Consider the following 11,370-nt stretch of genomic DNA (forward strand, 5'->3'; position numbering starts at 1 on the left):
GGTCAGCGGCCCTGGTAGTTCGGGTTCGGCCGGATCATCTCGAACTGCTCGTTCGTGCGGGTGTAGCCGTCGCCGGCCATCCGCCCGACTGCCCGCAGCTGATCCATCCGGATCCGGAACCGCTCGGCGTCAAACAGGTCGTCGCGGACGTGCCACGCCACGATCTCCCCAATGATCAGCACCGCGCCGGTCACGGGATCGCCGACCGGCACCGTCTGGACCACTTTGCATTCCATGTTGATCGGCGCTTCGGCCACCCGCATCGGGCGGACGCGGCTGCTCGGGAGCGGCGTCAGGCCGGCCGTCACCAGCTCGTCAACATCCGAGGGGAACTCCTCAGAGGTGGCATTCATCGCCTCGCCCACGTCCTCGCTGACAAGATTCAGCACGAACTCGGGCACCTCCAGCACGTTCTGGAGGGTGTCCTTCGGCTTGCCGTCACGCAGCCCGGTCGAGACGACGACCGTCGGCGGGTTCCCGGTCGCGGCCATGAAGAAGCTGTACGGCGCGAGGTTGCCGACGTCGTTGGCCGAGACGGTGGAGACCCAACCGATGGGCCGTGGCACGACTGACCCGATCAGCAGCTTGTACGCGTCGCGCGGGGAGATCTCGCGGGTGTCGAGGTACACAGACCCTCCGAGGCCGGCCGAACAAGGCATGGTGTGGAGGGCATGGTACCGTCTACGGCGGTCACCCAGCAGGCCGCTCGTCGGGGGCGGGACCGGGCAATCGCCGTCCCACCCCCGAGGCTTGTCGCACCGACGTTCCGATCACGCGGACCGCACTACCCCACCTATTGGCCCCGTCGCCAATGGCTCGGCCGGCTGTCGCTGGAGCCGGACCCGTCGTGACCGATCCGAACGCGGTAGAGACACGGTACCACCGACCACTGGCCGTCGCAACGATTGTTCCGTCGATAGTGGGCAGAGGTGGCTTGACGTAGCGCATTCGTGACGCGTGCTGCTCGGGCAGAGGGTGAGGGGTAACACAGCACAGATTGCGCTGCATTCTTCGGACACAGATTGACTGGGCGGTACAATCTCTGAAAGGTGGCACGTTGTGCTGCCGCCCGCCGGGAGGGCCAGTTATGCGTCCGACGCTCGTGCGCGCACTCCGCCTGACCGCCTTCGCCCTGCTGCTGGCCGCCGGACTGCTCTCGCTGGCCGGCCCCGGCCTCCAGGGCGCGAGCGATGCCCCCGTCGCGCAGGCCCAGGACACGGTCGCGCCGGTCTCCGTCGTGACCGTCCGAGGCGTCATCAACCCGACGCTCGCGCACTTTGTCAACCGCTCCATCGACGCCGCCGAACAGAGTGGCGCGCAGGCCGTCGTCCTCCAGCTCGACACGCCCGGCGGCCTCGACTCGTCGATGCGCCAGATCATCCAGCGCATCCTGGCCGCGCGCATCCCGGTGATCGTCTACGTCGGGCCGCCGGGCGCGCGGGCCGGCTCGGCCGGCGTCTACATCACCTACGCGGCGCACGTCGCGGCGATGGCCCCGAACACCAACATCGGGTCGGCCACGCCCGTGGCGATGGGCGAGAGCGGCGAGCAGCAGATGTCGCCGGAGATGCGCGCGAAAGTCACCAACGACGCCATCGCCTACATCCGCTCGCTGGCCGAGCAGCGCGACCGCAACGCCGCCTGGGCCGAGCAGGCCGTCCGCGAGGGCGCGAACGTCTCAGCGCAGCAGGCGCTCAGCCTGGGCGTCGTCGACCTGATGGCGAACGACGTGCCCGACCTGCTCCGCAAGCTCGATGGGCGCGCCGTGGAGACCGCCGCTGGCACGGTCGCGCTTCAGACGGCACAGGCGTCCACCCAGGCGGTGAGCATGAACCTGGTGGACGCGCTGCTGCACGCGCTGAGCGATCCGACCATCGCCTACTTGCTGATCAGCCTCGGAACCATGGGCCTCTTCTTCGAGCTGTCGAACCCCGGCAGCATCCTGCCGGGCGTGGTCGGCGGGATCTGCCTGCTGCTCGGCTTCTACGCCCTGGGCACCCTGCCCGTAAACTACGCCGGGCTGCTGCTGATGGGGTTCGCGTTCCTCCTCTTCGTCATCGACCTGTTCGCGCCGAGCCACGGCGTCCTGACGGCGGGCGGACTGGTGGCGTTCGTGTTCGGCTCGCTGATGCTGTTCAACGTGCCAGAGGCCGCCCCGTGGATCACCCTGTCGGCATGGACCGTAGTCGGCGTCACCGCGACGATGGCCGGCTTCTTCCTGGTTGTGGCGCGGCTGGTGTCACGCTCGCAGCACCTGAAGCCGGCCGCCGGCGCCGAGGCGCTCATCGGGCAGGTCGGCAGGGTGCGCTCGCCGCTGACGCCGGCCGGCATGGTGTTCGTGGACGGCGCACTCTGGGAGGCGACCGCCGAGGGCGGAGGCGACCCGATCCCCGCTGGCGCGCGCGTCGAGGTGCTGGCGCTCGACGGTTTGCTCCTGCGCGTGCGGCCAGTCCGCGAAACAGCGACGGAAGCGCCGGTCTCGCCGCCGTCGCCAAACGCCGCATCGGTCGGGGTCAAGACTCGCCCCTGAACGCATCGTCACCCTCTGGGAGCGCGGACATCCCAGAAAGTTTGCTATGGCGTCGGCGGCTTCCACGGGTCGAACGCCAGGAACGCCTTGCCCTGGTACGTCGCCGCCCGGATCGAGAGCGTCTGCCCGTCGGCAAATCGGACCCGGAAATGCTGGAGGTCCGAGGTCACCGACTCGATCTGCCGCCCCACGAGCCAGCTCCAGTCAACCGTACAGCCCTCGTCAGTCGTCGCTGCCGCGTCAGCCTTCGATAGATCGTCGTGCGTTGCCATCGTCGTCTCTCTCCACGCATTCTGTCACGACAGGCGAGCGCCTCTCACGGGCCGCCGGGCGCTACCGTGACTCGGCCGGGTACTCGCCCAGGGTCACCTGCACGGTCTGCTGCGAGCCGTCGCGGACCAGGGTGACCGACACCGTGTCGCCCACGTTCAGACTGTCGATGCTGGCCACTAGGTCTGCCACCCGCGTCACGGCGCGCCGCTCGATCTCCAGGATCACGTCGCCGCTGGCCGGGTTCTCGTTCGTGCCGCCCCGGATGCCGGCCCGCTCGGCCGGGCCGCCGGGCGTCGCCTCGCGGACCAGGATGCCCTGGTCGATCTTCACGGCCAGCTGTTCGGCCAGGACCGGCGTGAGCGCCACGCCCGCGATGCCCAGCCAGGGCCGCGCGACCTTCTGCCCGGAGATCAGGTTCGGCATGATCTGCAGGGCCGTGTTGATCGGCACCGCGAACCCGACGCTCAGTTGCGAACGGTCCACCAGCGTGGTGATGCCGACCACCTCGCCGCGCGAGTTGAGCAGCGGCCCACCCGAGTTGCCGGGGTTGATGGCTGCGTCCGTCTGGATCATGTCCAGCAGCGGGCGGCGGCCGGCGTCCTCGATGGGCCGGCCCACGCCGCTCACCACGCCGACGGTCAGCGTCCGCGCGAACCCGTACGGGTTACCGATCACCACCGCCAACTGTCCGACGCGGACCGCCGTGCTGTCGCCCAGCATCACGGGCCGCAGCCGCTCGGAGGGCGCCTCGATCTTCAACAGGGCGATGTCGTTCAGGGTGTCGCGCCCGCGCACCTCGGCCGGCATCTTCAGCCCGTCGGCCAGCGTCACCTCGATGCGCGAGGCGTCCCGAATGACGTGCTCATTCGTGAGGATGTGGCCCTGGGCGTCCACCAGAAAGCCCGAGCCGGATCCCTGCCGCGCTCCGGTGTTCTGCGCCGATGCGCTCGCACGGGGCACCTGGACCGAGACGTTCACCACCGACGGCGCGACCCGCTCGAACAGGTCGGCGACAGCGTCCTCATCCAGCCCGAGCGGCCCGAGGGTGCGGTTGGTCGAGACCGGCGGCGCAACCTGGGCCGAGGCGCGGGGCGTCGGCGCTGTCGCCGTTGGCGCGCCTGGGGCGGCGGGTGTCGGTGTCCCTGCCGTCTGCTGCAGCGCGGCGGGGCGCACCCCCAGCAGCAGGCCGGCTCCGACCGTCAGTCCCACGCCGAGCGCCAGCCCGAAGCTGACGGCGAGCAGATAGCGTCCGAGCAGGGTCACGCCAGACCACCGTCCGCAACGTTGGATGCGCTGACTATAGGGGCGCGGCCGGACGCCGAGCCACAGTTTCACGGGGCCGCCCCCGGCGACAACCGACGTTTTCAGAGGGACGACGGACGGGCCATCACTCCGAGAATGCAGAGATCGTTGGGACAAGTGAGGTCGCATAACCGCTGCGATACCAAGCTTATCGGCGCGACAATGCATCAGGCAGAGATGTCCGCCGACCGGGAGCCACGCTCGATGCCCAGCGACATGCCGCACGAGGTCGTCAACGGAGCCGCCGCCCAAACGCGGCCGGTCAAACGCGTCCTGGCGCTGCCCAGTCGCGAGGGGCTGCTGATCTGCGCTGCCAGCCTGATGCCGGCCTACCTCTTCGGCTTGATGGGGCTCCTCAACGTGCTCGGCCTGATCGCCATGGCCCAGGCCGGCCCTGGGGAAGACCCGCGCGGCCCGGCCGCCGGCTGGCTGCACTTCGGGCACCAGCTGCTGAGCACAGCGTTCGCGCTGCTGGTCTGCTGGCTCTTCCTGATCCGCCGGCCCTCGACGGCCGGACGCGGCGTCGGCGGGCGGATCTCGGACATCGCGGCAGTGGCCGGGACCGTCGTGGCGATGGGCATCGGGATGGCCCCGCGCACCGTCGACAACCTCTACGCGCTGGCGACGGCCGAGGCGCTGCTCTCGGTCGGCCTCGTCGTGATGGTGATCGGGCTGGCCAGCCTCGGCCGCTCGTTTGGGATCATGCCGCGAGCGCGCGGCCTCGTCCAGCACGGGCTGTACCGCTGGATTCGCCACCCGATCTACCTCGGCGAGTTCCTGGCCTTCGGCGGCATGCTGGTGCTGGCCGTCAGCCCGCTCACGGTGACCGTCTACGCCGTGTTCGTGGCGCTCCAGGTGTACAGGATGGTGGTCGAGGAGCGGACGCTCAGCGAGGCGTACCCAGTGTACGCTGAGTACTGCACCCGTACCGCGCGCTTGCTGCCCGGCGTTTACTAGACATTCGAGTCAGGGGGGACCGTGGGCGAGATCGCGATGCTGTTGGGGATGCTGGCGGCCGGGCTGGGGGCGGGCACGCTGGTAACCATGATTGCCAGAAGCCTGCCCGAGCGCAACCGGTTCATCAGTCGGCCAATCTGCGCGGAGCAGGGCTGCACGCTGGATTGGCACGCTGCCAGTCAGGCCCTCCGTGCCGCTGGCGTGGCTCGTGACTGCCCGACCTGCGGGGCCGGCCCGGCCCGCGGCGACATCCTGCTGGAGCTGGCAACGGCTGGCATCTTCGGCGCGCTGGCCCTGGTGACGTCAACGGGCTTTGCCCTGGCGATCAACGCCGTCTTCGCCACCCTGCTGATGATGATCCTCGCCATCGACCTGCGCCATCGGCAGGTCTACCTGATCATGGGGTACGGCGGCATCCTGCTGGCCCTGCTGGTCGCCCCGATGAGTATGAGCGGCGGCCTGCTCAGCGCGGCGGTCGGGGGCATCGTCGGCGGGCTGGCCTTCGGCGGCCTGTACCTGCTGGGCCGGGTCATCTACCGCGGCGGCGAGCCGCTCGGGACGGGCGACATCACTATCGCCGCCCTGCTCGGCGCGATGGCCGGTTTCCCCGGCATCCTGACCGCGCTGCTGGTCGGCATCCTCACGGGCGGCGTCGGCGCGGTCCTCATCCTGACGCTCGGCGGCTCCCGCAAGGTGTTCATGCCGTACGGGCCAGCGCTGTGCGTCGGCGGCCTCTGGGTGATGCTCGTCCGCTAGCGGCTCGCCAGCTCCGGGCCGTTCCGCACGAAGACGCGGGCCTTGCGCCGGTCATTCGTGTCCACCGGGCGGTACGCCGCCTGGATATGGGCGTAGACGGCCGGCGCATACTCGCGGAAGCGGTAGCGGTCCCAGATGCGCGAGTCCTGGTCCAGTACGATCACCGCCACCTGCTGCCGCTCGATGTCGGCGATCAAGCGCTCCTGCGCCCCGGGCACGTCGGCGATCCACGGCAGGAAGTAGGTGTAGAAGCTGCCGGGCCGGCGCTCCTCGGCAAGGTAGCCCTGTGGCGCGATGGGCAAGTAGAGGACCGGCGCGTCCGGCGCGGCGTAGCGCTGCACCAGCGTCTCAGATTCGAGCGATGCCGCCAGCTCGTCGCGCGCCATGAGGTCGACCGGCAGCGCGAAGAAGTAGACCCGCAGCGCCAGCAGCAGCGTCGCCAGCGCGAGGCCAGCCAGGACGAATCGCCAGCGTGTCAGCCCGCCGAGCAAGTACCCGCAGCCGATCGCTGCGAGCGCCAGGTACGCCGAGAGATGGAAGCCATCCCGTGAGACGGCCAGCGGCAGGATCAGCACCAGCGCCAGCCGAAACAGCCGCGCGCCGGACCGCAGCCAGACCAGCGCGCCCAGCAGCAGCAGCGACAACAGCTCGAAGGCCGCGCCGAAGGTCGCCGTGCTGGCCGCCATCTCCTCGCCGATCAGCCAGTCCATGCCGAAGCTGAAACGGTGCCGTGCGAAAGAGAACGTCGCCCAGAGCAGGGCCAGCGGGTCTGTCAGGTGGACGGGCAGATACGGGCCGTACACCTGGGTATTGAAGACCACGGCCTGTTCCACGAACGCCGGCAGCGTGCCCTGGAGCGCCAGCGCCAGCGGCCAGCCGAGCAGGCCCGCCGCGCACGCCCCGATGACTGGCGTAGACGGTCGGCCGGCGGCCAGCACCACCAGCGGCGTCAGCACCACGGCCATCATCAGCCCGAGCGGACTTGACGACGAGAGGACCGTCAACGCCGTCACCCGCACGGCGATACCAGGAAGCCCCCGAAGCTGCCGCCCGCGCTCGGTCAGGAGCGCCAGGGTCACGATCAGGCCGGCGCAGATGAACGTCTCAGCCAGGTAGAGGTGCAGGTAGTAGAGCGGGGCGGCCAGCGCCATCACCAGCAGGCCGACCGACGCCAGCGCGCTGCGGGCCGTCCAGGCGAAGAGTGCGCCCGCCGCCGTCAGCAGCAGCGCGCCCAGGACGCGTCCGGCCAGCATCGAGCAGGCCGCGCCCTCGCCGAACGCCGCCAGCGCGTAGTACGGCGCCGGGAAGTGATGCGAGAAAATGTCCCGGTACGGGAGGTCGCCGCGCACGATCTGGCAGGCGGTCAGGACGTTGTCGGCCTCGTCCACGAAGGCGGGCGCGCGCACGATCCCCAGGAAGGCCAGGAGCGTCAGCGCGAGGGCCGCGCCGGTGAGCTGCAGGCGGGTGTCCGCGAGCTGGCGCACCGCCGTCGGCATCCGCAGCAGGGAGAACGCCAGCGGCCGCCCAACGGCGACGAGCACAGAAGATCGGCTCAAGGAGATCCCAGGGGCGCAGGAGTCGCGGCGAGGCGCGCGCCAGTCCGCGCCCCCGATCCTGAATGCCGAGGGTACACGCGGTCATCTACCGAAACGGACCGCGCGCCGTCCGGACTCGTCAGCGGCGGCCGGCCGCCAGGGCCTTCCCGATGGCCTCGGTGACGGCCGGCGTCAGCGGGCCGTTGTAGACGATCCGCGTGATCTCGAGCGCGCCCTGCACGCCGGCGTGCGCGGCCGGGCCGGCGTTGCCGAGCAGCAGGCGGGTTGCCAGGTGCTTCACGATCTGCGGAGCGGCCAGTCCGGCGCACACGCCGGCCGCCAGGATCGCCCGTTTCGGCACCACCGGCAGCCGCACCACCGAGAGCGGCCACCGATGCTGCCGGGCCGGCAGCACCTCGCCGATGCGGACCGGGCGCACGGCCCCCGAGGCTGTCAGGAGCACGGGCTGTTCGAGCGTCGGGTGAGCATCGCCGTCGGCGACGGCCGGCCGCGGCAGGGCCAGGTCGGGCGCATCAGCGGCCACCGGCGTGGCCGTCACGTCGGCTACCTGGGCCATCTGGGCCACCGACGACTCGTGCCCGCGCTGCCACCATCGCCAGTTCGGTCGCCGCATCCCCACTCCCTCCGACACCCGGCCGCTCTCATACATCGTCAGACCAGAATCTGCCCGCGAGGATACGTCCTGAGCGGTGCGTTCGGTCAAGCTGCATGGTGATAGCGCCCTCCGTGCTCCGGACGCCACATAGCCGGCCACCACGCCCGTTTTGCGTGGCGGACGGCCATGCATGCAAGAGCCATTCCAGCGGGCCTCCTGAAGCGCCCGAACCGGAGCCGGCGGGCGGTGGGGTGGGAGGCGTCAGGCTGCCCCGATCGTCTCGGCGTTCTTCTGCGAGATGATCTGCTGCAACCACCGCGCGACATCGTCCGCGATGTAGTGCGAGACCTCGTCTGGATCGTAGGTGTAGCTCAGCGACTGTTCACCGACAACCAGCGTTCGCCCGCCACGGGAGAGCGGCTGGTACGCCAGCAGACCGGCCTGGAGCCGGCGCTCGGCTGGCCGATGGTGCAGGCGAAGTTCGAGCCACGCCCCGTCCGAGCCGCGTCCGGACGCTTCCGCCCAGGCGACGCCCCGCGCCAGACCGCCGCGCTGTCGCTTCAATCCGGCCTCGCTCAGGTCACTCTTGAGGCCAGCCACGAGGCCAGCCAGGGTGTCGTCGAGAATCGCCATTCGTCGTCCAAAAGTCAGTAGTGGCGCGCCCACAACACCGTAGCACCGCTGCGCGCGCCGGCCCGTTACGGGCGCTACACGGCCTCGCCACGCCGGCATTACATCGAGCAGCGGGGGCGCTGGAGCACGAGTGCTGGAGCAGGCGCCCTTCGAGAACGCGTGACGCCACCGGGGCTGGACGGTAGAATGGCGAAGGGGCAGCGTCGCCTCAGGACACCGGGGGCGCCACGGACGATGACCGAGCGTGGATTCGAGATCGGCGGGATCGGCATTGGTGCGGCAGGCGGACGTGACGGCGAGCGCAACGGCGACGCATGCGCCTGGGTCACCCGCGACGAGGTCCACACGCTCCTGGAGAGTGCCGAGGTCGAGACGCTGGAGTCGATCCCCTGGAGCTCGAACTACACGTTCGTCGCCCACCTGCGGATCGAGGAGTATCCCCAGTTCTACGCCGTCTACAAGCCTCGGCGCGGCGAGATCCCCCTCTACGACTTTCCAGACGGCACGCTCTACAAGCGCGAGCGCGCCGCCTACCTCGCCTGCGTCGCGCTGGGCTGGGACTTCATCCCACCGACGGTCATCCGCGACGGTCCGCACGGGGTCGGGTCGTATCAGTTGCTGGTGGACGTCGATCCGCGCGCCGACTACTTCAAGTACAAGGATCAGCACGTCTCCGAGGTCCAGTGCATCGGCCTGTTCGACGTCGTGGCGAACAACGCCGACCGCAAGGCCGGCCACATCCTGAAGGACCGGCGCGGCAAGCTCTGGGGCATCGACCATGGCCTGACCTTCAACACGGACCACAAGCTGCGGACGGTCATCTGGGACTGGCAGGGCGAGTCGATCCCCGGGCCGCTCAAACACCAGCTTGAGGCCTTTCGCCGCGATCCGAAGCGCGTCTCGACGCTGCGAACCCAGCTGCTGGAGCTGCTGACGCCGGCCGAAGTCGATCTGTTCTTCAAGCGGATCGAGGTGATAGCCACGCGCGGGCAGTATCCGCCGATGCACTCGCGGCGGGCGGTGCCCTGGCCCTGGTACTGACCCGGGAACCAGGAGGCGCACTGTGCGGCTTGCCGCTGGTGGCTGCCGCGCGCTGGCGCCTGCTAGGGTTACCGCGTGACTGCCGATCTGTTGACCGAGGGCGAGACCGTCCTGCTGCTCGACAAGAGCGAGAATCGCCGACTGGTGCGCCTGCGCGCCGGCGCAAAGGCCCACGGACACCGGGGCTACCTGGAGCATGACCGGATCATCGGGCAGCGCGAGGGCGTGCTGGTGCGTAGCTCGACTGGCGCGACCTTCCTGGTGTTCCGCCCGCGCCTTGCCGACTACGTGCTGGAGATGCCGCGCAAGTCGGCCATCATCTACCCGAAAGATGCCGGCTTCATTCTCCTCTGGGCGGACATCTACCCCGGGGCGACGGTCATCGAGTCGGGGATGGGCTCCGGCGGCCTGACCCTGGCGCTCTTGCGGGCAGTAGGTCCGACGGGGCAGGTGATCGTCTACGAGCACCGCGCCGACATGATCGAGGCCGCCCTGCAGAATCTGCGCGGCTTCACCCCGCCGACCGGCCTCGGCGCGCCGCTGGACGACGAGCACCGCGCCCTGCTCGACGATGCCGCCGCTCTCGACGGCGAGGAGCGCAACGCGCCCAGCGAGTTCCCGAACCTGATCGTCCGCAACCAGGACATCTACGAGGGTCTGGAAGAGACCGAGGTTGACCGCATCATCCTCGACCTGTCAGAGCCGTGGAGAGTGTTGCCGCACGCGCTGGACGTGTTGCGGCCGGGCGGGATGCTGGCCTGCTACAGCCCGTCGATCGTCCAGGTGCAGCGGACCGTCGAAGAGCTGAACGCCACGCGCGCCTTCGCTCAGACCGAGACGCTGGAAGTGCTGTACCGGCCCTGGCACCTCAAGGGACAAGCCGTGCGGCCCGTGCAGCAGATGGTCAGTCACACGGCGTTTCTGACGTTCTCGCGGCGCGTGGCTGCGCGCGGCCGGCGGCCCGACGACGACGTACCGGATGGCGCAGAGACCGTCGAGGCCCCGGCTGACGAGATTGTCGAGCACGGCGTCGGGGTGGGCGCGGCCGGCGAAGACGAAGACCTGACCGAGCTGGACGCCCTGTAGCGCGGCCCCCGGGTTACCTCACCCCCAGGGCGATTGCATGTTCATTGGTGTCCCCGAAGCATCATGGAACGGGCAGGCGGGGACTGAAGTCCCCGCCTACACGCATTCAGTCGCTGCGCGACGGACACTGGGAACAGCAGCAACAGGCGAGACTGGAGCGTCGCGCAGCGACTGCAGGATGGTAGGCGGGGCTTTCAAGCCCCGACGCGGCGGCACGACGACATCAACATGCAATCACCCTGCACGTGACCGCAGGGCGATTGCATGTTCATTGGTGTCCCCGAAGCATCATGGAACGGGCGGTCGGGGACTGAAGTCCCCGCCTACAGTCACGCCGTCGCTGCGCGACGGACGCAGGGAACGGCTGGGGCTGGCGAGCCTGGAGCGCCGCGCAGCGACTGCAGGATGGTAGGCGGGGCTTTCAAGCCCCGACGCGGCGGCACGACGCGCTCAACATACGATTGCACTGGTAGCAGCATCAGGGTGATTGCACGATCGTTGGTGTCCCCGAAGCATCATGGAACGGGCGGTCGGGGACTGAAGTCCCCGCCTACAGTCACGCCGTCGCTGCGCGACGGCCGTCGGGAACGGCCGGCACTGGTGCGACTGGAGCGTCGCGCAGCGACTGCAGGATCGTAGGC

At 69.7% G+C, this 11,370-nt stretch carries 11 protein-coding genes; 5 read left to right on the forward strand and 6 right to left on the reverse strand.

Translation table 11 applies throughout. The features are described 5' to 3' along the window. Positions 1-2 precede the first annotated feature (2 nt). Complete coding sequence (locus IT306_10875) at positions 3-629, reverse strand: flavin reductase family protein (protein ID MCC7368918.1); 627 nt, start codon at positions 627-629, stop codon at positions 3-5. 458 nt (positions 630-1,087) lie between these two features. Here IT306_10875 and IT306_10880 point away from each other — a divergent pair, with 458 nt between their 5' ends. Continuing rightward, complete coding sequence (locus tag IT306_10880; GenBank protein ID MCC7368919.1) at positions 1,088-2,530, forward strand: nodulation protein NfeD; 1,443 nt, start codon at positions 1,088-1,090, stop codon at positions 2,528-2,530. A gap of 44 nt (positions 2,531-2,574) precedes the next feature. Here IT306_10880 and IT306_10885 read toward each other — a convergent pair whose 3' ends face one another. Then, positions 2,575-2,802 carry a hypothetical protein gene (locus IT306_10885; GenBank protein MCC7368920.1) on the reverse strand — a complete coding sequence of 76 codons (228 nt, stop codon included), beginning with the start codon at positions 2,800-2,802 and terminating at the stop codon, positions 2,575-2,577. A 61-nt stretch (positions 2,803-2,863) separates the two neighbouring features. Continuing rightward, the gene (locus IT306_10890; GenBank protein MCC7368921.1) at positions 2,864-4,066 is read right to left on the reverse strand and encodes a trypsin-like peptidase domain-containing protein; all 1,203 of its coding nucleotides are present in this window, start codon (positions 4,064-4,066) and stop codon (positions 2,864-2,866) included. 243 nt (positions 4,067-4,309) lie between these two features. On the opposite strand from IT306_10890, the gene IT306_10895 reads away from it, so the two are divergent. Next, a complete protein-coding gene (locus tag IT306_10895) occupies positions 4,310-5,062 on the forward strand; it encodes a DUF1295 domain-containing protein (protein ID MCC7368922.1) in 753 nt (250 codons plus the stop codon). Positions 5,063-5,083: 21 nt separating this feature from the next. Beyond that, positions 5,084-5,818 carry a prepilin peptidase gene (locus IT306_10900; protein ID MCC7368923.1) on the forward strand — a complete coding sequence of 245 codons (735 nt, stop codon included), beginning with the start codon at positions 5,084-5,086 and terminating at the stop codon, positions 5,816-5,818. Here IT306_10900 and IT306_10905 read toward each other — a convergent pair. The 3 genes from IT306_10905 to IT306_10915 form a co-directional block, all read right to left on the reverse strand. Continuing rightward, complete coding sequence (locus tag IT306_10905; GenBank protein MCC7368924.1) at positions 5,815-7,359, reverse strand: hypothetical protein; 1,545 nt, start codon at positions 7,357-7,359, stop codon at positions 5,815-5,817. The two genes, IT306_10900 and IT306_10905, sit on opposite strands and share 4 nt — an antisense overlap. Positions 7,360-7,492: 133 nt before the next feature. Further along, complete coding sequence (locus IT306_10910) at positions 7,493-7,987, reverse strand: hypothetical protein (GenBank protein ID MCC7368925.1); 495 nt, start codon at positions 7,985-7,987, stop codon at positions 7,493-7,495. Positions 7,988-8,230: 243 nt separating this feature from the next. After that, positions 8,231-8,602, reverse strand: a complete 372-nt coding sequence (locus tag IT306_10915; GenBank protein MCC7368926.1) for a hypothetical protein — start codon at positions 8,600-8,602, stop codon at positions 8,231-8,233. A gap of 234 nt (positions 8,603-8,836) precedes the next feature. On the opposite strand from IT306_10915, the gene IT306_10920 reads away from it, so the two are divergent. Both IT306_10920 and IT306_10925 read left to right on the forward strand, forming a co-directional pair. Further along, positions 8,837-9,643, forward strand: coding sequence for an SCO1664 family protein (locus IT306_10920; protein ID MCC7368927.1), 807 nt, complete (start codon positions 8,837-8,839; stop codon positions 9,641-9,643). A gap of 75 nt (positions 9,644-9,718) precedes the next feature. Continuing rightward, entirely contained in the window at positions 9,719-10,729 is a 1,011-nt protein-coding gene (locus IT306_10925; protein MCC7368928.1) for a tRNA (adenine-N1)-methyltransferase, read from the forward strand. Positions 10,730-11,370 lie beyond the last annotated feature (641 nt).

The organism is Chloroflexota bacterium, from assembly GCA_020850535.1.
Taxonomy (GTDB): Bacteria; Chloroflexota; UBA6077; order UBA6077; family JACCZL01; genus JADZEM01.

Coding starts and splice junctions, on each gene's coding strand:
- IT306_10880 (MCC7368919.1), top strand. CDS start 1,088: ATGCGTCCGACGCTCGTGCGCGCACTCCGCCTGACCGCCTTCGCCCTG.
- IT306_10885 (MCC7368920.1), bottom strand. CDS start 2,802: ATGGCAACGCACGACGATCTATCGAAGGCTGACGCGGCAGCGACGACT.
- IT306_10895 (MCC7368922.1), top strand. CDS start 4,310: ATGCCCAGCGACATGCCGCACGAGGTCGTCAACGGAGCCGCCGCCCAA.
- IT306_10910 (MCC7368925.1), bottom strand. CDS start 7,987: ATGCGGCGACCGAACTGGCGATGGTGGCAGCGCGGGCACGAGTCGTCG.
- IT306_10915 (MCC7368926.1), bottom strand. CDS start 8,602: ATGGCGATTCTCGACGACACCCTGGCTGGCCTCGTGGCTGGCCTCAAG.
- IT306_10920 (MCC7368927.1), top strand. CDS start 8,837: ATGACCGAGCGTGGATTCGAGATCGGCGGGATCGGCATTGGTGCGGCA.